Source organism: Spirosoma flavum, assembly GCF_042686045.1.
GTDB lineage: Bacteria > Bacteroidota > Bacteroidia > Cytophagales > Spirosomataceae > Spirosoma > Spirosoma flavum.
Genome location: NZ_JBHUOM010000014.1, coordinates 15,636 through 37,672 on the forward strand (window position 1 = coordinate 15,636; position 22,037 = coordinate 37,672).

Sequence of the window (22,037 nt, forward strand, 5' to 3'; positions counted from 1 at the left end):
AAAACGAACTGGAGTTCTGTTATGTACTGGACTGGTCTTGCTATGGTAAACTGCATAGGAAGATCATGCTTACTGTATTGTCCAGTAAAAGGTAGCAAGTCCAAAATGAACTGGCTACAGTAAACTGGACAGCCAGATTATCCTACCTGAGTGTCCCCTAAAAAGTAGCAGGTCCAGTAACAGGTGTAATCAATAGGGTAAAGAGGTCCCTTCATTATAGCAAAATTCCGTCGGTGGGTTGTAGGGCTTTGGGCAGGTTAGCTTCCCCAAGCCATTCTTTCCCCTCCATTTCGATCGTCTGGCAAAGGGCACTCATAGGCACGTCGTTAATGCCTCCCTCGAAGGGATTCTCCGTATAGTCGCCCACCTGTTCAAGCGTAACAAATATCCAGGACAGTAAGACTGAAGTCGGAATGGTCAACCAGCCTAGTTCACCCACCAAACCAAAGGGAATCAGCCCCACAAAAATCCAGACGAACACCTTGGTAAAAAAGGCATACTGACGCGGTAAAGGTGTGTTTTTGATTCGTTCACACTTGCCCTGTAATTGCGTGAATTCAGCCAGGATCGTTTCCAGCTGAATCTGCCGAAATAGCGAACTCTCCTGGGAATCATTGACTTTGGCATAGGCCATTGACTGAAGATTGAGCAGGCAGTTGGGTTTATTGATGGCCTGCTGGAGGATCGTTAACTCATCCGCCGACAGCAATGGGCCCAGTTGCGTCCAACAAGCCGAATTCGTCAGTTCTTCCCGGCGCAGATGCATCCGCAAGGCGTGCGCAAAGGCGATTTGTCGATACATGAACGATCGATGCAGATCCAACAGGTTTCTTTCTGTCTCCAGAGGGGCTCCTGGCGGTATATAGACCGACAGGAGCTGGCGAGAAAATATCCGGCTTTGATAGACAAGGCCACCCCACAGGGTCCGGGCCTCCCAGAATCGTTCATAAGCGGAGTTATTGCGAAAGCCAAGCGTGATGGCCACGGCCGTACCAATGGTACCTAAGGGCAGAAACGAGATCCCCAGTGGAATCCTCAAGTGCGTATGCATGTAATACACCCCCGTAGACAAAGTAATGAATACCAATAGGTTACGCCAGGCGAACTGGACGATAATCCGAAACGAAATGTGTTTTTGAACGTACATATAGACATGTGTAAAGTACTATCTAAGTGTAATCTGCCTACGGCGACTAATGGTTAAGTAAAATCAGATTTTTTCCAGTCGCCTGGTATCCTGGTATAATGCTTCATTTCCTGAATGTTAGTAAAAAATGGTTTAACCAACCTAAAAAACAGGCCAAACTCCTCACTTTTGCGGAATCCATTGAGATGTTCATCCACCGATGTCCACTGAATAATAACGATGTAATTGGCTGCTTCCTCAACCCCGTGAATTAGTTGGTAGCCTCGGCAATAGGGGGATGCCAGTAAGTGAATGGCGGCCTGGGCATAGGACTGCTCGAAAGCCAGCTGCTGATCAGCTGCAATGGTGTACCGAATAATTTCAACCGAGTTGGAGACTGCGTTTTCCATAGCTGAGAGGCGTTTACGAATTGCTTTTGTTTACTTTGCAACAAGTATAGCTGGCGTTTTCATCGTGAACAAGGACTGTCATCCATGATAGTAGCTGAACTACGTAACCGCTTCGTTAAGAATCAATTAGTTGAAAGACAAACTTTTTTTCGATGAAAATAAAAAATAAAGAGTATCTGTTCCTGCACCGGGAAAAAGAGTTTACCTGTCCCATGGATTTAACGATGGACTATCTGGCGGGCCGGTGGAAAACGGTTGTCTTGTGGTACCTAATTCAGGATAAAAAACGCTTCAGCGAACTAAGCCGACTGATACCCAACATGACCGAGAAGATGCTCTCCCTTCAGTTGCGGCAATTGGAAGCCGATGGGTTGATCTGGCGGCAGGTGCACGCCGAGGTGCCGCCCCGAGTAGAGTATGGGCTAACCGAAGCGGGTCAGACACTGATTCCCATTTTGAAAGCCATGTCAAGCTGGGGCCTTAAAAAGGCGGTTAAACAAGAGATACCCCCTTCATCTGGTCCGTCAGCGTCTTCGGCTATCGACCCGTAAGAAATAACCCAGCATTCTTCCACCAGACTTGACACAATAAAGCGGCCTAGCTACTTCTTGTTAGGCGAGAGCTCATCCACGTTAGGTATAGAAATAGTATTTTACCGCTAAATCAATGGCAAGTTATATTTTTTAATATTTTGTACTTTTCCTAACAGTGTTCAGAAAAGGCAACCTTTTCGTGAACGGTTACTGGCTTTAAAGCTGAAGGCTTTACGATCTCCTTAAGCCATGAGCAGAGTGCATTTGGCCAAGGGTTTTCGTGAACGAATCGGGCTGCACCGCTATTTGCACTAAAGCAATAAATTGAGCTGAAGTAAGTATCAACAGCTCCACCACTAAAATGAAATATTACTAAGAAACAACGTACTGCTTTAAACTAGGCAGGTAAACGATCTTAAGGCCGTGTCCAGTAAAGGGTAGCAAGTCCACGGATCGAGGTGGTCAGTATTTTGGTCATTCTTTTCGGCAACGGCTCGATAAATGGCGGTGTCTGCAAAGTATGGCGGAAGCTGATAATCCCTATCAAAACCGCATCGGCGGACCGGCTCATGCTGAGTCTTTTTAGGGTCGATTAAAGGCAGAGCTGCTGGAGGATGGATGTTTTATCAGTCTACAAGATGCCCGTGATGAGTTGTTTAACTATATTGAAGGGTATTACAACGTTCGTCGGCTACACTCATCGTTAGGCTACCGTTCCCCGATTGATTTTGAAAACCAGTATTATCAAACTGTTTTATTAAACTCTCATAAGTAAAGTGTCCGGCCAAACGGGACCAACCCAATTAATCTGCGCTGCAATGATGATGGTATCTACATGGCTCAAATGAAAGAGAATGGTCCTTAGAGTGATAATTGGGATTCTTACAGAGTCAAACCACAAGTTTAATCTATAACACATCTGGAATGAATAAAATCTTTGAGCTATCAGCAAATATTTCTACCCCTTTAATGCTAGCCGGATTTTTTGCATCAGCTTTTTTCTTTATTGCTAGGCAAATTATTAAAGCAAATATTTTTCCACAGCTCACCAAACAATTTGGTGGAGAAATTCTTAAACTGATTATTCAACGCTTGTTTGTTTTAGCGCTTATCGCTATGATATTAGGCTTTCTGGGTTATATAACCGATAAGATTAACCCATCAAAATTTATAAATAGTGAAGACTTAGAGCATTATGAGAAACCGCATTCAAATTTAATTAAGTTAATATTAGAACATATTGATGCAATAGATGTTGCACCAAGGCCAAATGAAAAAAATTTAACTTTTAAATTTAAAGTTATACCTAAGTCCAAAAATAAGTACGTCCCTATTAAAAACAAAGGAACATTGCTTATAATGGATTCCGTAGGACATGCAAAAGAATATACGTTTGAAGTAAATATTGATGATCAAGGGATTAAACCTCAAATAGTATCGTATCTATATTTAGACGGGTTAATAAATAAAATAGATTATCAAAATTTATTAGACAAAAAAAATTATAAAGTAAAATGTATATTTTATTATGATAGTGATGTATTTCCAACAATTCAACAATATAGTTCAGGCTTCTTTAAATTATCTAAAACTTCTATTTCTGATTTGTCTAATAATGATCAACTTACAACTAAGGCAGCGTCTACTACTGTTACACCAATAAAGTCAAAAATTGGCTTTATTGGTGTAAAGAAAGATCATACATTAACAGATAGCCAAAATGAAGAATACGAAGGAATTAAAACTATAGTTGTAAGTAGTAATAGAAGAGCAATTTATACCAGAATGCATGCACAGATAAGTGTTATAGCTATGAACAAATCTTTAGAAGAATTTAGAAAAGTAGTTGAATCTAATGTAAATTATATCAAAACGGAACGACTACACAATTTGGTAAATAATATTATAGTTGAGTTAGATGAGATAGAAAGAGCAACAAAAATAGAGATATCAGATAGTGATTTTAAATTAATTGAAAAATCAAAGGTAATTATTATAAAAGCCGTTGATGAGCTTTGTAAAAGTGTTCGTCTGAATTGCAAAAGACCTAAAAATCTTATTGAAACTTACTTCTTCGATATTGACGGTGCTAATAATTCTGTTGAAGTATGGTTTCCTTAATTGAATAAACTTATTTAAACGGAACTTGTCGAATTTTTAAACAAATCAGGATAAAATTGGAAATTTTATCCTGATTTGTTGCCACTTAAAGGAGGGTTTTACTGGACGAAAATGTTAAATTCTCTAATTTTACTTAAACAATAATTGGCACTGCATAAATTGGTAAAAGCATTAGTCATATAAATAGAGCATTTCCAAGAATAGACACAAATTCAAAATTGTTACCTTATTGTCCAGTAAAAGGTGGTAAGTATAGCCGGTAGTTAAGCAAGTTAGAGCGCCAAAAATGGCAATAATATCAGTTACAAAGCTGTCAAAAACTCAACCTGAAAAGTAATAGACCGCAACCGAGTTTTATTACGAATACAATTAGTTTGCGTTTCCATTGTTACTGATTAACTCTGTAACTAAATTCCCAATTTTATACACGAATGTTTTCTCTCTCCAATTTTGAGATGAAAGACATTTATGATGACTAAAGCCAATTATGTGCATATATTCGTGAGCGTAATGACCAGCTAGCTCTGAAATACTATTCTCTTTTGCCCAAAGTTCAAGCCTTTGAGGACAGATTGCAGCAATTCCATCCCTATTTCCATCGATACCAATTGTCCCATATCTGGAATTTAGGTCACAGGCCTTCATCCATCCTGACCCATCCGAATCCAGTGATAGTGTCCTTAGCCTTAAATCTATCACCTTGTCTTCGCCACCCTCACCTTGCACCTCATGAGCTTTCATTATTTGTTCATACAAATCCTTGTTAGAAAATCCATTAGTTCGGATGTAATTCCCACTTAATACTGCCTTTCTAAATTCATCTGAATTTAGGACTTCTTCCAATTTAACAACGGCTAGTCTAGCAAATTTCTCATAATTTGAGTATCCCGTCATAGAATGAATATTAATTTTCACCTTCTGATCTTGGCCTAGACATAATGTAGAAAAAGAAAAATTTAAAAATATTAAAGTATAGAAGTAATAATTGAGCCGTGTCATAGCCAGTATTTATAAACAAAAAGTGACTTTGTACTACTATTTTTTGCTGAGTTTACCAATAGAAGCAATGTCACTCGAAGCAACATACCCTATAACACTCCCATCTTCAGTTTTTACTCTTGTGTAGCCTTGTGACAATGAAGGTTCTATTATCGTTATTTGAGTACCTTTTTTTAATTTACCTTCTGGTGGCCAGCCCTGTTGAGGGCTAGTTTCAAAGTAGGGCGTTTTATTAATAACTATATGAGTCGGTTTTGCTAAATTATTTTCCATAAATGAAGCAGGTTATTGATTTGATGGCTTTTTCTATTGCAATGTACTAATTATTTTCAGTTACCTGAAAATCTTCTGGGAAAACATTCTCTGCAGCTAAGAAAGCTTCTTCTCTCTCTTTATCTCTAACTATGTTATTTATTACAACTTTTACTTTTTCATTCTCTTTTGGAACAATAGATATTCCGGCATTATCAAATTCTCCTCCTAAATTTGTAAAACTTTTAAACCATGAAAATAGAGGTTTATCTTGAACATTTCCTAGAAATTTTCCTATAATTGACGTTACCTGTAGAACTAAGTCAGAGATTTGACCGGCAGCTGTAGCATCCTTAGCAATACTTTTAATTGTTGAAACAATTCCAGCGAACTCCTCATCGTTTTTTAGACTCGTCATAACTTTCCCAACGTCTCTCAATGCTTGTTTACTCTTTATAACAGAAATAAATACATGTATTTGAGACGGGGGTTTTGGGCTAGAATCCGTTTTCTGGTAGAAGAAAATAGTACGATCTACAGGTAGTTCTTCATTATCGCCAACTTTTGGAAATCCCTTTAAATCGAGCGTTTGAATAACGTTTCCAAGATCACTTATCACAATGGTTGTGACATATAGTTTTGAAAATCCTGGAAAAGGCGGGAATCGAATAGTACCATTCTCTTTTACGAAAACCTGAGATAATCTAAGCTCTATACCGGAAATGTTATCAGATGTTGGAATATCACCAGCATCATTCACATCTAAAAAGGCTTCGTCAAAATTAAGTGCCATAAATTTACTTGTTTAGAGGTTTATTATTTTAGTTACACTTTTCTGGATAGGGGCATGTGGCGCTTTGAGACGTTGGCCTGGCCCAAAATTTATACCCTTTAGCCCGCCCACATACATAATAGTTAGGACCAATTAGATAACCCCCTGGCCGGGTGTTCAAACCAGTGAGTGTCTGCCAAGTCCCATCCGCTTTTTGTATACAAAATTGCATATCCATATTTACAGTCGCATCGTTGCGGACTGTTGTTAAGGTTTGTCCATCAGCGCAAAAATTTGTATTGTATACAAATGTTACAACCGTTGCGAGCTTATTCCAGGCAGCCCAATCACAATTAGCGGTAGCTGGAAACTCTAATTGTTTTGTGTTACACTGATTAGCCGTGACGGTGATATTTCCTGACCACTTTACTCCCGTATTACTAGTCGCTGTATAGGGGTAGGTTCCGGGCGAACGGGTTACAGTGACTGCTTTGCTTGTACCACAGGCAGGCACGGAGGTTGCGTATCCTGTAACATTCCCAACGGAGGAGCCGCTAACGGTCACATCAATACTGCTCCATCCGCTCGATTTGTCGGTCCAAAACACGACCTGACCGATGGCAGTAGCCGCTGTAAAATCAAGTTTAACCGATGTACAACCATTAGCAACGACAGTATAATCGCCTGAACCACTGGCTAGTCTTATACCATTGACATCATACGCAATGGCCGTATATGTGTATTTTCCGACCGGCCTTCGAGTTGAATAAGCATTGGCTGCATCACAGGCTGGTTGTGAGGTGAATGGTTTTTCAATTCGCCCACCAGCAAAAGAAAGTGTTTTGCCACCACCGACTTCATCAAATATTACTTCTTCGGTACTGATAACCACGTAAGAGAAGGTGCCTGTTGCCCAGAATACTGCCTTGCCAACAGCTGGTGCCGAATTTACCTTACCAACGGTAATATTTTTCGATACTTCGCTGGAACCACTTGTGCCGGTTGCGGTCAATTTGACTGTATACGTACCGTCTTTCGTAAACTGTTTGGTTGGACTTGATACTAATGACGTACTACCATCGCCAAAATCCCACTTGAAGCTGGTTCCGTTAGTTGAGAGGTTCGTAAAAGTTATATTTGCAGGAGCTACTAAATTTGAGCTTGGTGAATACGTAAACTCAGCTATGGGCTTGGTTGTATTGGTTGGCGAGTCGGTAACTGTAATCGTTTTTGCATATGTATCCGTCCCGCCTTTTCCGGTAGCAGCAAGCGTAATGGTATACGTACCTCCTTGGCTGAACGAAAGTGCTATATTCTCGCTAGTGAGTGTCCTGCCAGTGCCATCATAGCTCCACACATAACTATCAACGTTCTTTGAATCGTTTGAAAACTGGAGGGTAACCGGAGCCACTAGATTTGTGCTCGGATAATAACTAAAATGAGCAGCAGGTTTGGGAACCGCTTCTTCCTCCTTTTTACAATCGGTTAATACGGTGATAGAAGTAATCAACAAAAGGGCATTAAGAAATCGAAGTAGCCATGTTTTCATGAGAAAGATGTGGATAGATTAATTGTCTTTAAAAAAGCTTCTATAGCTCCGAAAATCTTAGCAAAGATTGCTCGATCATATTCCCTGTACATCAGTGAAAAAGCGGATATTGCAAAATCAGGGGAAACCCTTAGTTTTATACAATCGGGCCTGGCTTATCACTATGTAGTGATAAGCCAGGCCCGATTGTATAATTTCATTATAATTAAACCAAACCTTTTTCCATTGCAATCCGCACTAGGCCAGCTGTGTTTTTGACGCCCATCTTCTGGAAAAGATTCATCCGGTGCGTTTCAATCGTTTTAGGACTAACGAACAATTTATCCGCTATCTCCTGATTGGTTAATGCCTGCACGATTAACCTTAACACATCGAGTTCGCGCCTGGTAAGTTGGGGCATCGGACTCGGTGACTGGTTGGGTTGCTGGCTCAGGCTTTCTTCTAATAATAGGTCCCTAATGCGTTGAGGTAAGTAGCGTTCTCCTCGGAAAACGGATTGGATAGCGTCAACTATTTCGCTGTCTGCGGCATTTTTTAGCAAGTAACCCATTGCCCCATTACGTAGGGCAGCTTTCACGAGTGTTGTTTCTACATAAGAAGTTAACATTATTATGTACAAGGCTGGATATTGCTTGTGAAGTTTCTTACAAAGCTCCAAACCATTGGCAACCGTTAAGTTTATATCCAGTAATAGGAGATCAATTGGTGCTTCTAATAGCCGTTCTTGGAGATCATCGGGTTGAGAAATAGCCCAGTGTAACTGAATGTCAGAATTATTCTGAAGCATACGTTGGATACCAGAAACTATCAAAGGGTGGTCATCGAGCAGGCCGATAGTTATCATTTGATTTGCTATAGTAAAGATTGAGTTGGCAACTCTATGAAAATGGAAGTCCCAGCACCTGGTTCTGATTCAATAAGTACTGTGCCATTTAAGTAGTAGGCCCTATCAGCCAGTTGCCGTAAACCAAAGCCATCTCGTTGCAAAACTTCAGTTACGACAAAGCCTTGGCCATTGTCTTCGACCGTTAGATGAACAAGTCCATTATTATTACTGAGTTGAATTAACGCTGTAGTAGCCTTCGCATGCTTCAAAATGTTACTGACAAGTTCTTGCACAATACGATATAGCCACAATTCCAGCGAAGACTCCAGCCGTTCGGCTACTCCGTATATCTGTAACGTTAGTTGCAATTCAGTTGACTGCACTATCGATTCGCAATACTGTTCCAGTGCAGCAGCTAAACCAACATGCTGCAGTGTGTGCGGCATGAGGTTATGGGCAATACGCCGGATCTCTTCATAGGCGTTATCGACAAGAATAAGTGGTTCCGATCCGAATTGTATAGGAGTCATCCGGATCTGGCGCTCAAGGCTATACCTTGCTGATATCAACAGTCCACCAACGCCATTATGTAGCTCGTTAGCCAATCGGTTACGCTCTCTTTCTTCGCCTACAATCACAGCCTTAAGCGTGGAGACCTCCCGTTTTTGCTCAAGTTCAGCTAACTCCCTTTGCTGACGTAGTCGATCAAGTCTCCGGCGTTGCTGTGAATTATAATAAATTATGACAAAAATAGCGGCTAACAGCAAGAGGGAAAGGCTCAAGGCCACATTCAATAGTCGATTTTTCTGCAATATAATTAGTTGCATTTTACGTTCTCTATCCAGCAGAAGTAACTGACTCTCTTGTTGGTTAAACTTGTTAAGTAAGGCTAGTCGCTGGGCACTTGCCTTCTTGTTAATTTCTTCAGTTATTTCCAGAACAGTTTGTTGAGCACGAACGGCTTTAGGATAGTCTTTCAGCAGCCGATAAATGGAAACAAGTTCTACGTAGAAATTCTTGCGGGGTAAGGCGGCAATTCGGTCAGGGGTTTGTTCAGCTAGTTGACGACCTATCTCAAGAAAATCTGATGCTTTTTTAGGTTGATTATGTCGGTAATAATGGTAGAACAAGTGAGGAAAAAATAGAATGATAGCGTCCCAGTCATGAATAGAATTAGCATACTTATAGCCCAACTCATACTGTTGACCTGCTAATTCGAAATGCCTTTGGCTATCATAGCACTGCCCCAACAACCAGTGGGCAATTGACATAATCCGGTAATCCTGCTGAGTGGTCGCTTCCTGTAATGATTGGTTTAGCCAATGTATCGCTGTGTTATGCTGCTTAAGCTTTAAATAACACTGGCCTAAATTAAGAAGTGCGTGATGTCGTTGCGAAACAGGGTGCTTCTGATGGGTGTAGCTGGGAATTAAACTAAGACTATGTCGGAGATATTGAATAGCTTTTAGTGGTTGTCCTGAATCATTATACACTAATCCTAATAGTGTATAACTATCACCTATCAGCTCTCGGTCGGTAATGGATTTGGCTAACCTTAAACTCTTTTGAGCGTAATCGAGCGCTTCGTCGTATAAAGCGTTTTTATCCAACAACTCGGTCTGGTAACTGAGAAGAAAATACTCCCCGCTTCTATAGGGTGTTTGTGCAATAATTTGGAAACCCTGTTGCAGACAATATTGTATAGAATCGGTTCGAGACAAATCAAAATAGCAACTGGCTAAATAAATCCAGGAATCCACTCTTGCTGCCGGAGTAAGCTCGTTCCTGACCACTTTACGTAAACTATCGATATCATGCTGAAGACTATTATTGGGTTTCAATTGAGCATTGCTACCCGTTACCAGGATAAAGAGCAATAGTACATTGAGTAGGACCTGTTTATTTATTCGTGCCCTCATCCAGATAATGGTCTAATCTATAACTTACGAAATATAAACAATTTAATGTCGCCGGATTGGTAACAACGGGGATCAGCTTTGGATTTTATGTTGACGGCATACGCTGACTGACTGAGTTCACCACTATGTCACTATATCGATCCAGAAAGGGTGTTATTTGGCTTAATAAAATTCCAGGCTCGATTGTATTATTGGACAGTATTTCTAAGCTCAATGCGCATTAAACCCATTTAAGGGCCTAATTTATGTTTAACCGAACCAGTAGTAAAAGCACACCTTATTATCATCTTGTCTTCTGCTTGGTCAATAGAGTTCTACCGCTTACGTCATAAACAGTTATACTATGAAATGTACTTTTAGCTTATACTTACTACTTACAGCCTGGGTCTTAACTTCGGCCGCACATGCTCAGCCAACTGATGATGAGTTGCGAAAAATTCGCAATCATTATTACAAAAAAATTTACCACTGGACGGCTGAGCAAAGCTATCTATCGCCTATTCCATACGTTTCTGAATATCATTTAGGCAAAAACGCTACTCACCAATACTATTTATTAACAGCTTCTATAACGCCCCATTTCTTTATTGGAAATGGGGAACAGAACAGTTTTGCGATGGATATACAGCCAAAATTTCAGGTACGTATCCTTCCCAATGCCAGTTATACACATAAGTATGACGGTTACATTTGTCAAGACTCGTCGAGTCCTGTCAGAACACCAAGTTACATTCCTGGCATTCAATGGTTTTCAGCCTTAAAAAGGCATATTACAGACAGGGAAAGGCATGTATTGGGTTTGTTTATTGAGAATGTAAGCGATAGTCTTATCGTTAAAGACAGGAAGTTACAGTCAAAGGCGAAAAATCAGCTTGAAAAAGCAGAACTTCCCTATTCTTACTGGTCACTTTATATGTTTCATTTTTCGAATGGGCAGGACGGAAACCATATCAATTCAAACGTAGGCGTTAAGAAGCAAGATGGAAGCATCGAACATTTTCCGCGACAGTTTAATATTTACAACGGAAATTTTGCAGTTGACCTGTCTGGCGAAATAGCTTTCCATATAGGAAAATGGAAACGTGGGAAGTCGGGTTGCGATACAACTCGACTTTATACCAGTTTAGATAAGAGTGGGTATAAACTTTGTCAGCAGTGCAGCGATGGCAAGCATTGTTATTTTCACAACTGGGACCACTTAACTCAATGGCGAATCGGCCTACAACATTATATTTATTTAGGGGAAAATAAGCTTTTAGGCCAATATGGGCTAGGTAAGCTAAACATACGTTATCAGAATATTGCTGTGTCGCATTGGAGTGATGCAGATGATAAACTAAAAGGTCTGGATGACTCTGATTACGAGTTTGGACGCTTAGTCATAAATGGTTCGCTTGGCTTCACTGGTTTTGTCAACAAACCGCTACGATTCTGGCCAACTATCGAGGTGGCTTATCACTGGAGCTTTCATCAATTTTTCAGAAGCACGACGACGAGTACTTTCGCAGCTATCGGCTATAAAAGTCAAGACGACTACAATGTTTATTTAGAAGATAGCTTCCCCTACGCTCGAATTGGACTAACCTTAGGGTTTAAAGTATACTCTGATAAACGCGAAACTTATCGAGACGGAAAAGTGAAGTTCAATCCTGTCCGAGTTAATAGCAAGGACCCTACTTTCTTATAAAACCAGTTCTTTAATCATGAACTGAATGTGTATTTCGGTAATGCCTGATTGATCCATCCTTTGCTCTAATCAAGATAAACTTCGATTGTATTCTTTGGTTCATAGGGTCCTGATTTCTCATTGGTCAACCAACTGGCTGGCGGTCCGAGCCTTTGTATTCACGAAGCCTGGAGAGGTTAGGGAGTATGCGGTATTGACCCATATGGGTAGGGGGTGGCCTGAGCAGGTTCCCGGGTTTGGACTAAAATGGCCTCACTACCGACGATCAATACAACCGTGTAAGGGCCACGAATGTCCAATTTAAATAACCTTTTCGTGAACGATTTTTTGCTTAAAAGCTAATGGGTTTAGCTGGCTAGTAAGCTGGAATAGCAGTTCAATTATCGAAGCCTTTTCGTGAACGTAATCATAGAATTCAAAAATTAAACTTATTGACGACTCAGCAAGCAGCGCCACTTCAAAAATCGAAATTGGCAGAATAGTACATTTCTAATAGGGATCAATAGTCAAATCGCGCTGAGCTAAACAGATAGGTAGTATTCAAATGGAGCAACTTGCTGGTTAACATAGACTATGTGCTTTGCTACAAATAGGTCGCATAGAGGATTACGATTAGTAGTCAATAAGTGTCGCACAAACTCAACCCCTACTGCGAAAAAGATACATTGATTTGAGAGATGGCAATTTGAGATTGGAATTAATTTAACCTGACTTTTCCAATGCTGGCAAAATAAGAGTCTCGCTTAAACGGGCGTTTAATTGGACAGCTTGTTTTATGACCCGTCCTGGAAAGTGTTGACCGTTTTATTGTTAATCCCCTTTTATATTGACTAGTCTAAGTTAGTCCGGTTTTTCATTGACCACAAAACTTTCTAATACTTTCTTGGTATAGTAGTTCTTCCACCGTCGCTTCAGTTTTCCCTCCTGCTGGTGGGCTTGCTCAGGAACTAACATATCACAACTTAAATGAGGCCGTTTGTAGTTATACAAAAAAACGGCTTGCTCAAGTACGACTCGGGCTTGGGCCAGAGAATACACCGATTGGTGCGCTAAATACTCGTTCTTAATGATCCCATTGGCCCGCTCTGCAATAGCGTTCTCCAGGGGATCACCTGTCTCGGTCATACTGATCTGGACATGAAACGAGTCTAATAAGCCAATATAGTCGGCACAGCAATACTGAAGTCCTCGGTCGGAATGATGAATTAAGGTCTTGCCAATCTGAGGGTTAATATGCTCCAGGGCCATCTGTAAAGCCGCTTTAGAATGCACCGCGTGTAAACTCTCAGCTACCTCATAGCCCATGATCCGTTTTGAATAGGCATCGGTCACCAGAGAAATATACAGACACTTGTAGTTTGTGAACCAATAGGTTATGTCAGATACCCACAATTGGTTCGGTCTGTCGACTACTAGTGCCTTGATCAAATTGGGATATTTTCTGAACCGATGACCAGAGAAAGTGGTGGTCACCCGTCGTCTCCTCCTCCTGATTAACAGACCGTTAGCTGCTAATAATTCAAAAAGTACATCTCGCCCCAGCTTGATGCCTTTTTTAGCCAGCTCCTCTTTGAGCAGATCGTGCAACTTACGTCCACCCATTTTAGGATGATCCTTACGTAGTTTTTTGACCAACTCAATCACGGTGGACTCGCCATTGGTCTGGCCAGCTTGTCGCTGCCAATACTGATAATAGGCCTGTCGAGAAAAACCAAGCCATCCTTCTAATTGCCGAATGTGCAGCTTAGGATAATTCATCAGCATGAATCGGATGGCTTGGTAGCGGACTTTTTTTCGATATCAACGCCTAGCTCCTGTTCGGCGACTTTAACTATGGTTGAATAATAGAGGGCTTTGAATTTAGCCTCTTCCAGTTCTTGTTCGAGTGCATGAACCTTGGCTCGCAATTCATGTTGATCCTCACTCTGTGATGGGGAACCAAGAGCTGCCGTTTTCTTTCGACCGGGAGGGAGGTTGGGTAGCTCAGAGACTGTTTCTTGGTTTGTTTGCGTCTCTTTCTCGACCTTGTCAACCCAATGCCGTACCGTCTTTCGGTTGACTTCAAACTGGACAGCGGCTTGGTCCATATTGAGTTTGCCTAGGTGAATTTGTTGCACCATTTGGCGCATGGTGAGCTCATGCTGTTGCATGGGTGATAAATTGAGTTGATCCATAAGTTAACCAGTTTGTGGTCAACTTTTTCCAGGACAAGTCATTAATAACTGTCAACCACTATCCGTAGTATACGGGTTTTGTTTGACAGTTATTGCGTGTCAAACGTAGTCCCTTGCATACGGCTTGCTTGTCGAAGACATCAGCTTATTATGTACCTTGGATTTTTCGAGCCATATATGAAAATACTTGTGGCTGCCTTACTAGCCTGGTTTCTTCTTTTCCAATCAGCCCAAGCCCAAACCGGTAACGTATCGTTTAAACATATAACCACCGACGAAGGCTTATCGCAAAGTAATGTAACCTGCATTCTCCAGGATCAGCAGGGGTTTATGTGGTTTGGGACCCAGGATGGCCTTAATAAATACGATGGGTACGCCTTTACGGTCTACCAGAACGATCCCCTTCAGCCTACTAGCCTGAGCGATAATTTTATCGTCTCCCTCTTTGAAGACCGAAGAGGACACTTGTGGGTTGGAACCGCCGGCGGGGGACTATGCCGGTTTGATAAGCAAACCGGGCGATTTAGCCGGTTTACCCGTTCCGAAACCGATGCCCGAAGCCTCAGCAGCAATCACGTCCTGGCCATCACCGAAGATCGCCAGGGTACTCTCTGGATCGCTACCGAAGGCGGCCTCAATCAGTTTAATCCAACCAGCGGTACGTTCATCCGGTACCAACATCAGGTCGGTGATTCAGGAAGCCTACCTAATGATCTGGTTCAGGATGTACTGGTGGACCGTCAGGGGCAAATCTGGGTAGCTACCTATGGGGGAGGATTAAACCGGTTTGATCCCGTAACGGGCACGTTTCATCCGTATAAAAATCGACCAGCGGATAAAACGTCCTTAAGCCATAATAAAGTAAAAAAGCTGTTTGAGGATTCGCAAGGGCGGCTTTGGGTGGCTACGCAAGGGGGGGGATTGAACCTGTTGAATCAAGATCAAGAGTCGTTTACCCATTTTCGGCACGATTCGGCGGTGGCCAGTTCGATCCTCGACGATGATGTCAATACAGTAGCGGAAGATAAGCAAGGGAATTTGTGGATAGGGACCGAAAACGAAGGCATCAGTGTACTGAACAAAAGCCGGACTGCTTTTACCCAGTATCCCTACCAGGAGACTGATCCCCACGGGCTTAATAATGGCTCTATTTATGCCCTTTGCCGGGATCGGAGCGGTAACATGTGGATTGGAACCTACAGCGGAGGAATTAATTTTTTCGATCACCAGCCGGCCAGATTTACCCGCTATCAGAAAGATATCAACCAGACGAACAGCCTCACAAATCCCAATGTGATGGCGGTTCTGGAAGACCACCAGGGCAACGTATGGATCGGAACGGATGGGGGTGGGGTAAATGTCCTGCTAAAATCGAACCATCATTACGTCCACTACCAGCATAAGCCCGCCGATCCAAGGAGTGTTGGTAGTAACTTTATTATGAGCCTCTACCAGGATAGCGATGGGGATATTTGGATTGGCTGTTACAAAGGGGGACTGAGTCTATGGCGAAAGGAGTCCAATGACTTCCTCAACTTTACCCAACGGGATGAGGCAAAAGGACTCAATCAGGAAACGGTTACGGCCATTGTAGAGGGAAAGAAAGGGACGATTTGGTTCGGCTCCATGGGGGATGGTATTAGTTGTTACACGAAAAAAACCGGCACGTTTGCCCATTACCGGCCTGATCCAGCTCATCCTGGCCACCTGACACAAGGGTATATCAATACGTTGTGCTATGATTCTCATCAAAACTTGTGGATTGGTACTGAAGGAGACGGCCTGACTGTACTCAATACCCGCAGCGGCACGTTCCGCTCGTATCGTCACAACCGGGCAGTGCCAGGCAGTTTGAACCATAATTTAGTGAACAGCCTCTACGAAGATGCCCAGCACCAGATTTGGGTCGGCACCTACGGTGGGCTAAACCGGTTTGAGCCCCGAACTCAGTCGTTCGTCTCGTATGCCGAAAAGCAGGGTTTGGCCAATAAGGTGATTCAGGGTATGATCAGCGACGAGGGCGGAAACCTTTGGATTAGCACCAATAAAGGCCTATCGGTCTTCAATCCTAAAACTAACACATTCCGCAATTTTGGGGCTGAGGATGGTCTACAGAAAGGGGCATTCAACCGGATGTCGGTTTTTAAAGGACACGGGGGTACCTTATTTTTCGGGGGCGTTACCGGTATGACAAGCTTTTATCCTGATCGGTTGCGAAATAACTCGTTTATTCCACCCGTGGTCATCACGCAGCTTCGTGTTTTCAATCAACCGGTTTGGCTTCGCTCCAATCAGCTTACCCTCGCCTATGACCAATCAACGCTAAGCTTCGAGTTTGCGGCTTTAAATTACTCCATACCCGAGCAGAATCAATACAGCTATAAACTGGAGGGATTCGAGGCCAATTGGCATTTGAAAAGCCACACACGGGTGGCGACCTACACTAATCTAGCGCCCGGCACCTATACCTTTCGGGTAAAAGCGTCTAATAATGATGGCATCTGGAATGAACAGGGAGCGGCTTTCCGGATAATCATCCAACCACCCTTCTGGCAAATTTGGTGGTTTAAAAGTTTGGTTGCCCTGTTGCTGGTCAGTAGTCTTTACGGGGCGTATCGTCTGCGGGTGACCCGCATCCAGGCGCAGCGGGTAGCCTTACAACACCAGGTGCGCCAACAGAAACAGGAACTACAGGAGCAGGCGCTTCATATGCAGTTACTACAGGCTAAAGTCGAGCAGCAGGCGGCTCAGCAACAGCTTCAGGAAAGTGAGCAGCGCTTTCGGGAAATTGCCGATAATGTCGATGAGGTCTTCTGGATTCATTCGGCCGATCCCTTCCGGTTAATGTATATTAATCCAGCCGGCCAGCGGGTATGGAACACAACGTTTGAGCAATTACAGGGCGAGCCCTTCTTCCTGATGGAGACTGCCGTGCCCCAAGACCGACCGGCTGTTCTCTCGTTTATGGAGCAGTACCGGGCCGGCCTAGAAGGGGAATTATACTATCGACTACAGCCAAAAGACGAGCCCATACGCTGGCTGATGATTCGCAGCTTTATCATCCGCGATGAAGCGGGGAAGGTGCTGCGTCATATTGGCCTTGCCAGTGATGTGACCAGCCAGAAAGAAAAAGAGTTTGTCCTCCAGCAATCCCTTCAACGGGAACAGGAACTCAATCAACTCAAATCCCAGTTCGTCTCCACCGCGTCGCACGAGTTCCGAACCCCCCTGATGACCATCCAATCCAGTGTCGATTTGATCGGGCGGTATCTGGACTTCCCCCCGGACCGCGCCAGGCCATCGATTCGAAAACATCTGGGTGTTATTGAATCACAAGTTGATCAGTTTAGTGAGTTACTGACTGATGTGTTGACGATCGGTCAGATCGAGGCCGGAAAAGTACCCTTTATGCCCCGCTGGATCGATGTGCTGGCCTTCTGTCAGACGTTGATCGACACCCATTTTAGTGAGCGCCCTGATGAGCGCGTGGTGCAGGTTGTCATCCAGGGAACACCCCGTAGCGCTTGTATCGATGACAAACTAATGAGTCATGTGCTGATCAATCTGTTGTCGAACGCGTTCAAGTTTTCCAGCGGTAATCCGGAGTTGCGGCTGGCCTTTGGGGACGATCAGCTAACGCTGCAAGTCATCGATCAGGGCATTGGCATCCCGGCGGCTGATGTGGCTAATTTGTTTCAGGCTTTTTTTCGGGCCAGTAACACCAATGCCATTCAAGGTACGGGCTTAGGCCTGGTGATTGCGCGGCAGTTTGTGGAGCTGCATGCCGGTACGCTGGAGTTACAAAGTGAGCAGCACAAAGGAACGGTCTTCACAATTGTCCTCCCTATAGGCTTGCCCGATCAGACGCTGCCGCAGGAAGTCACTAACTAGCTATGGGTTTAATCGTTGCTTATCACCTACGCACTTACCGCTAAAGCCATGGCTGGACGATGAAGAATGTAGGAAATTGAGGCCCTTTATGGCGCTTACCAAACGCCTTCCAAACTTTTGCAACAGCCACATCACTTATACAACAACAAAATAGATTGCAAATTTCCCGTTTATTGTCGCATCTACACCCCTTGGCATTAAGAGTAAGAGGGTACTTTTGTGGAGCATGACCCAATCTGACTCAAATTCTATGAAACTTAATCACTTGAATCTCGCCGTTAGCGATGTGATCCAGACTCAGCAGTTTCTGCAAACTTATTTTGGCTTCCAACCGCTCACCAAGGGCAGTCCTGTACTAACGGTGCTACGAGACGAAGACGGCTTAGTACTTACCCTGAGCAACTTTAACAAAGTAACCGAAGTAAGCTATCCCCCGGAGTTTCATATTGGCTTCATCCAAGGTTCTGCCGAGGAGGTCAATGGGATTAATCAGCGATTGAAAGATGACGGCTTTGAGGTAGAGTCTCCCCACAGTTCCCATAATTCTTGGACCTTCTATTTTCAGGCTCCGGGCGGTCTATTAATTGAAGTATTGTGTTTAAATCAGATGTAAAGTTTATACCAATTTCAAGTAAGCGGCTTAACGTTTTAAAGTGCTTGTTCTCGTTTTATTTTATTAACATATTCATAGTGGCTGTTGCAAAAGTAGATCAGTATATAACAGGCCTAGTTAAAGTACAAAATAGTAGGTTCTCGAAAACTGAAAGATTATTGGCCAAGGGGCCTTTGTTTATAGCCGTGTTCGATTATCGTCAGTTTACTATTCATATATAAAATACGGAAAGCTATTAGGGCCAAACCCTTTTTTGAAATCTTCATACACTCTCTTTCCCCTTTTGGTCATCACCGTGACTTCTATGGGATCATAGCTGCCCATGAACCTGAGATCTCTTTTCCCATTTGCCAGCAGGTCGTTCTGTAATCGAGTTTTGAATATGGCTAACAACTGCTTTCTCTCGGGCAGGCTACTTTGGACACTTGGTTCGATTCCACTGTATAAGAGAATATACTGATTAGAAATCTTAGCATAAAGAAGGGGAATATTCTGTGAGAGTCTGAACAGGCTAATCATGCCTGTGATATAATATATAAGGGTGTCCTGACGCTTTGCAACGCCGATTACCATCACCTCTTTTTTCTGAATGTTATGGTTGTATTTCTTAATGGTGTTTAGCAGAACAGTATCGGTTAGGGTGACTTGCCGGGCTGAAAAACCAGTTGATTGGCCACTGACCACCAGGCCACTACCGAATAGGAACAAGGCTAAGCAAAGCAGCCGTTTTCGGGCCTTTGGAAAGTGGAGAAGAAAGGTTAGTATCATGTTAAGGGAATAGCCCTAAATTGAGCGGGTCAAAGGTGAGTAAAGGGCCACTAAAACGGCTTCTGAGTGATCACAAAGGGGGATTATATAAGGTTGTAAAACTAATAAATTCATGAAGGCTAAACTGATTGTTTTGTTATTGACACTGACAGCGCTTAAGCAACCTACCTTCGCTCAACATAAGCTTCATTTTGGCCTAAGTGGTGGCTTAAACGGCAATCTGATCCATGCTACCTACCTGGGACCTAATTCGGAATCGAAACCAATTTGGGATTATACGGGAGGGATAAGCCTTGAACATCGATTAACATCGACCTTTACAGTATCGTATGATTTACTCTACTCGCGTCAGGGCGGTGTTGAACTGATTACGAGTAAGATAGGCTATGGTAGCGATCGGATGATTTCCAAGCTTTCCTATCTCACCTTACCGGTTATGGTGCGTTACCATGTCGGTGGCGGACGAGTCTTTATTAGTGGCGGCCCTCAGCTAGGCTACTTCCTTAAGGCAGAATGGTATGCTGCTGGCTTTGAAGGATCTGCTGAGCGTTGGGACTTGGGCTCAATGCATCGGTTAGATGCCGGGTTAACGGCTGGCCTTGGGTATCGTCTTGGGAGGCATTTTGTCATTGAGAGCCACTATTATTATGGCCTAAATCCCATTAATAAACCTGATCCTCAAACTCATTCTTATTATGATAACTACAAAAAATATAACCGCACTTGGGCATCAAATTTAGTCTATTACTTCTAACAGCTTATCATAACGTATGCGACGGTTTGTATTGGACAGATATTAAAAAAATTTACTGTCTTACATAAACGCTCCCAAACGTGAGACGAAAGAGTATTTATGTATCTGCTTCTTAAAAGGCGTTTAGGTAGATTGATAGATTTGCTTAATTTCCCCTTCGCAAACGTAAACTTGGTGTAACATGCGGTTTGGAATACTCGTCTTCCTGCTGTGTATAGGGGTGCCTAGCTTGGCCCAATCTCAACGAAGCGTCAGGTTTAGCAACGGTAATCAGGTCCTAGCCGGCACACTCACGATGCCTCCAGGAACGGGCGTTCATCCGGGGGTACTCATTGTCCTGGGCAGTGGCTCTATCAATCGAGATGGGGAGGTCGATAAACTTAAGCCCTTCCAGGCAATGACGACCGAACTGGTCAAGAAGGGATTTATCGTACTACGCTACGATAATCGGTCTACAGGTCGATCACCTGGTAAGCCAATTGAAGAGTTCACTACGACTGAATTGGCTTCTGATGCGCAAGCCGCGTTTGGGTTCTTAAAGGCCCAGAAAGAAGTAGATGCACGACGAATTGGGTTGATCGGGCACAGTGAAGGAGCCATCATTGCCGCTATTGCCGCGTCAAGAATTCCGGAAATCAGATGTCTGCTCGCTCTCAATGGGCCTGCCTTGCCTGGCTACGAAGATATTTTACTGACCACTGAGCAGCGGCTACGAGAAACGGGGACATCCGACGATACGATTCGTTCCTATCTGACCAATATGCGGCTTTACTTGGGTCGCCCTACTTCGACTCCGCTGCAAAAAAGAAGGGGAGCTGCCCGGAACATAGTTCGGTTTGAGATGAATAGACTACCTGTTAGCCAACGAGTTAAGCTAACAAAGGCCGACATCGAATCGTCAGTAAATGGGCAAATGCATGAGGTGCTATCTCGTTGGGAGCAGCACTACTTAAGCTTAAATCCTACCGTTCATTATCAAAAATTGAGTTGCCCAATCGGTTTATTGTTTTCAGGTAGTGAAGTAGAAGGTCCGCTCTCGAAGCGACTGGCCGTATTCCGAAACGTGTTCAAGGCTTCTAAGCAAGCTCATTCAATACGGCTCATTAAGAACGTAGATCATAACTTAATTACTACCGATCAGAATCCTAGAGCAGTCTCATCGGCCTTTATTAAAGCAGTAGTGAAGGAGGCAAGCAAATTGATTTAGCTATGTAGTTATCTCAATTAAACGCTCCTAAGAGAGACACATATAGATTTGTGTATTAGGTAGCTTCTCGAATCGGGCGATTATTGATATGAACAAAATAGGAGGCAACAACTGAGTTATTCCCCTATCAAGAGAATTTGTAAATGCATCCATCAGCCCATTACGTTGATTCCCAACGAATCTCTAGTCTACATGTACCAACGTAACTTTATGGAATCTAGAACGGCACGACATCTAAGAAGAATAGTCAGTCTCTTTGCTTAATCAACGTGTATGCGCCAAAATTACTTCAGAAGTACCTGGCGTAATTTAGCTAGGCAGAAGGAGGGGTTAAACCAACGTCTAACTCCCCTGGCTACTTTTCGAAACCTCATACTTCTTTTCCTACTCTTGCCATCGGCCAGAACATTCGCCCAGACCAATACCTCACCAAATG

Annotated in this window: 18 protein-coding genes and 1 pseudogene; 8 read left to right on the forward strand and 11 right to left on the reverse strand. The window is 43.1% G+C overall.

What is annotated here, in order from left to right; translation table 11 throughout:
• Positions 1-214: 214 nt before the first annotated feature.
• Together ACFS25_RS16460 and ACFS25_RS16465 are read right to left on the reverse strand one after the other, a co-directional pair.
• On the reverse strand, positions 215-1,147 hold the full coding sequence (locus ACFS25_RS16460; protein ID WP_381503215.1) for a bestrophin family protein: 933 nt from the start codon (positions 1,145-1,147) through the stop codon (positions 215-217).
• Positions 1,148-1,200: 53 nt separating this feature from the next.
• Complete coding sequence (locus tag ACFS25_RS16465) at positions 1,201-1,536, reverse strand: antibiotic biosynthesis monooxygenase family protein (protein ID WP_381503218.1); 336 nt, start codon at positions 1,534-1,536, stop codon at positions 1,201-1,203.
• A 152-nt stretch (positions 1,537-1,688) separates the two neighbouring features.
• Between ACFS25_RS16465 and ACFS25_RS16470 the strand changes: the two genes are divergently transcribed.
• The 3 genes and pseudogenes from ACFS25_RS16470 (at position 1,689) to ACFS25_RS16480 (ending at position 4,190) form a co-directional block, all read left to right on the forward strand.
• Positions 1,689-2,087: a winged helix-turn-helix transcriptional regulator gene (locus ACFS25_RS16470; RefSeq protein ID WP_381503219.1), complete on the forward strand. Its 399-nt coding sequence runs from the start codon at positions 1,689-1,691 to the stop codon at positions 2,085-2,087.
• Between the two features lie 580 nt (positions 2,088-2,667).
• A pseudogene (locus ACFS25_RS16475) lies at positions 2,668-2,844 on the forward strand (IS3 family transposase); the annotation flags it as partial.
• A gap of 149 nt (positions 2,845-2,993) precedes the next feature.
• Positions 2,994-4,190: a hypothetical protein gene (locus tag ACFS25_RS16480; RefSeq protein WP_381503222.1), complete on the forward strand. Its 1,197-nt coding sequence runs from the start codon at positions 2,994-2,996 to the stop codon at positions 4,188-4,190.
• Positions 4,191-4,559: 369 nt separating this feature from the next.
• On the opposite strand, the gene ACFS25_RS16485 is transcribed toward ACFS25_RS16480, so the two are convergent.
• From ACFS25_RS16485 to ACFS25_RS16510, 6 genes are all read right to left on the reverse strand, one after another.
• On the reverse strand, positions 4,560-5,084 hold the full coding sequence (locus tag ACFS25_RS16485; protein WP_381503224.1) for a hypothetical protein: 525 nt from the start codon (positions 5,082-5,084) through the stop codon (positions 4,560-4,562).
• A gap of 141 nt (positions 5,085-5,225) precedes the next feature.
• Positions 5,226-5,462 (reverse strand): hypothetical protein, encoded by a 237-nt coding sequence (locus tag ACFS25_RS16490; protein ID WP_381503227.1) that lies wholly within the window; start codon positions 5,460-5,462, stop codon positions 5,226-5,228.
• Positions 5,463-5,508: 46 nt separating this feature from the next.
• Complete coding sequence (locus ACFS25_RS16495; RefSeq protein ID WP_381503230.1) at positions 5,509-6,234, reverse strand: hypothetical protein; 726 nt, start codon at positions 6,232-6,234, stop codon at positions 5,509-5,511.
• 28 nt (positions 6,235-6,262) lie between these two features.
• Positions 6,263-7,762 (reverse strand): PKD domain-containing protein, encoded by a 1,500-nt coding sequence (locus ACFS25_RS16500; protein ID WP_381503233.1) that lies wholly within the window; start codon positions 7,760-7,762, stop codon positions 6,263-6,265.
• Between the two features lie 205 nt (positions 7,763-7,967).
• Positions 7,968-8,606 (reverse strand): response regulator, encoded by a 639-nt coding sequence (locus ACFS25_RS16505; protein WP_381503236.1) that lies wholly within the window; start codon positions 8,604-8,606, stop codon positions 7,968-7,970.
• An 8-nt stretch (positions 8,607-8,614) separates the two neighbouring features.
• The gene (locus ACFS25_RS16510) at positions 8,615-10,507 is read right to left on the reverse strand and encodes a tetratricopeptide repeat-containing sensor histidine kinase (RefSeq protein WP_381503241.1); all 1,893 of its coding nucleotides are present in this window, start codon (positions 10,505-10,507) and stop codon (positions 8,615-8,617) included.
• A 343-nt stretch (positions 10,508-10,850) separates the two neighbouring features.
• On the opposite strand from ACFS25_RS16510, the gene ACFS25_RS16515 reads away from it, so the two are divergent.
• On the forward strand, positions 10,851-12,194 hold the full coding sequence (locus tag ACFS25_RS16515) for a hypothetical protein (RefSeq protein ID WP_381503244.1): 1,344 nt from the start codon (positions 10,851-10,853) through the stop codon (positions 12,192-12,194).
• Between the two features lie 840 nt (positions 12,195-13,034).
• On the opposite strand, the gene ACFS25_RS16520 is transcribed toward ACFS25_RS16515, so the two are convergent.
• Positions 13,035-13,952 carry an IS3 family transposase gene (locus ACFS25_RS16520; protein ID WP_381503247.1) on the reverse strand — a complete coding sequence of 306 codons (918 nt, stop codon included), beginning with the start codon at positions 13,950-13,952 and terminating at the stop codon, positions 13,035-13,037.
• The gene (locus ACFS25_RS16525; protein ID WP_381503250.1) at positions 13,952-14,344 is read right to left on the reverse strand and encodes a hypothetical protein; all 393 of its coding nucleotides are present in this window, start codon (positions 14,342-14,344) and stop codon (positions 13,952-13,954) included. Before ACFS25_RS16525 ends, ACFS25_RS16520 begins: the two co-directional genes overlap by 1 nt.
• Before the next feature lie 201 nt (positions 14,345-14,545).
• Here ACFS25_RS16525 and ACFS25_RS16530 point away from each other — a divergent pair, with 201 nt between their 5' ends.
• Both ACFS25_RS16530 and ACFS25_RS16535 read left to right on the forward strand, forming a co-directional pair.
• Positions 14,546-18,259, forward strand: coding sequence for a two-component regulator propeller domain-containing protein (locus tag ACFS25_RS16530; protein WP_381503253.1), 3,714 nt, complete (start codon positions 14,546-14,548; stop codon positions 18,257-18,259).
• Positions 18,260-18,509: 250 nt separating this feature from the next.
• Positions 18,510-18,872: a VOC family protein gene (locus tag ACFS25_RS16535; RefSeq protein WP_381503257.1), complete on the forward strand. Its 363-nt coding sequence runs from the start codon at positions 18,510-18,512 to the stop codon at positions 18,870-18,872.
• A 207-nt stretch (positions 18,873-19,079) separates the two neighbouring features.
• Here the strand turns inward: ACFS25_RS16535 and ACFS25_RS16540 are convergent, their stop codons facing one another.
• Positions 19,080-19,640 (reverse strand): hypothetical protein, encoded by a 561-nt coding sequence (locus tag ACFS25_RS16540; protein ID WP_381503260.1) that lies wholly within the window; start codon positions 19,638-19,640, stop codon positions 19,080-19,082.
• A gap of 112 nt (positions 19,641-19,752) precedes the next feature.
• On the opposite strand from ACFS25_RS16540, the gene ACFS25_RS16545 reads away from it, so the two are divergent.
• The gene (locus tag ACFS25_RS16545; RefSeq protein WP_381503262.1) at positions 19,753-20,394 is read left to right on the forward strand and encodes a porin family protein; all 642 of its coding nucleotides are present in this window, start codon (positions 19,753-19,755) and stop codon (positions 20,392-20,394) included.
• A gap of 295 nt (positions 20,395-20,689) precedes the next feature.
• Entirely contained in the window at positions 20,690-21,601 is a 912-nt protein-coding gene (locus ACFS25_RS16550) for an alpha/beta hydrolase family protein (RefSeq protein WP_381503265.1), read from the forward strand.
• Positions 21,602-22,037 lie beyond the last annotated feature (436 nt).

Excerpts from the sequence above, each read along its gene's own strand:
- ACFS25_RS16460 (WP_381503215.1), bottom strand. The coding sequence starts at position 1,147 with ATGTACGTTCAAAAACACATTTCGTTTCGGATTATCGTCCAGTTCGCC.
- ACFS25_RS16465 (WP_381503218.1), bottom strand. The coding sequence starts at position 1,536 with ATGGAAAACGCAGTCTCCAACTCGGTTGAAATTATTCGGTACACCATT.
- ACFS25_RS16470 (WP_381503219.1), top strand. The coding sequence starts at position 1,689 with ATGAAAATAAAAAATAAAGAGTATCTGTTCCTGCACCGGGAAAAAGAG.
- ACFS25_RS16480 (WP_381503222.1), top strand. The coding sequence starts at position 2,994 with ATGAATAAAATCTTTGAGCTATCAGCAAATATTTCTACCCCTTTAATG.
- ACFS25_RS16485 (WP_381503224.1), bottom strand. The coding sequence starts at position 5,084 with ATGACGGGATACTCAAATTATGAGAAATTTGCTAGACTAGCCGTTGTT.
- ACFS25_RS16490 (WP_381503227.1), bottom strand. The coding sequence starts at position 5,462 with ATGGAAAATAATTTAGCAAAACCGACTCATATAGTTATTAATAAAACG.
- ACFS25_RS16495 (WP_381503230.1), bottom strand. The coding sequence starts at position 6,234 with ATGGCACTTAATTTTGACGAAGCCTTTTTAGATGTGAATGATGCTGGT.
- ACFS25_RS16500 (WP_381503233.1), bottom strand. The coding sequence starts at position 7,762 with ATGAAAACATGGCTACTTCGATTTCTTAATGCCCTTTTGTTGATTACT.
- ACFS25_RS16505 (WP_381503236.1), bottom strand. The coding sequence starts at position 8,606 with ATGATAACTATCGGCCTGCTCGATGACCACCCTTTGATAGTTTCTGGT.
- ACFS25_RS16510 (WP_381503241.1), bottom strand. The coding sequence starts at position 10,507 with ATGAGGGCACGAATAAATAAACAGGTCCTACTCAATGTACTATTGCTC.
- ACFS25_RS16515 (WP_381503244.1), top strand. The coding sequence starts at position 10,851 with ATGAAATGTACTTTTAGCTTATACTTACTACTTACAGCCTGGGTCTTA.
- ACFS25_RS16520 (WP_381503247.1), bottom strand. The coding sequence starts at position 13,952 with ATGAATTATCCTAAGCTGCACATTCGGCAATTAGAAGGATGGCTTGGT.
- ACFS25_RS16525 (WP_381503250.1), bottom strand. The coding sequence starts at position 14,344 with ATGCAACAGCATGAGCTCACCATGCGCCAAATGGTGCAACAAATTCAC.
- ACFS25_RS16530 (WP_381503253.1), top strand. The coding sequence starts at position 14,546 with ATGAAAATACTTGTGGCTGCCTTACTAGCCTGGTTTCTTCTTTTCCAA.
- ACFS25_RS16535 (WP_381503257.1), top strand. The coding sequence starts at position 18,510 with ATGAAACTTAATCACTTGAATCTCGCCGTTAGCGATGTGATCCAGACT.
- ACFS25_RS16540 (WP_381503260.1), bottom strand. The coding sequence starts at position 19,640 with ATGATACTAACCTTTCTTCTCCACTTTCCAAAGGCCCGAAAACGGCTG.
- ACFS25_RS16545 (WP_381503262.1), top strand. The coding sequence starts at position 19,753 with ATGAAGGCTAAACTGATTGTTTTGTTATTGACACTGACAGCGCTTAAG.
- ACFS25_RS16550 (WP_381503265.1), top strand. The coding sequence starts at position 20,690 with ATGCCTCCAGGAACGGGCGTTCATCCGGGGGTACTCATTGTCCTGGGC.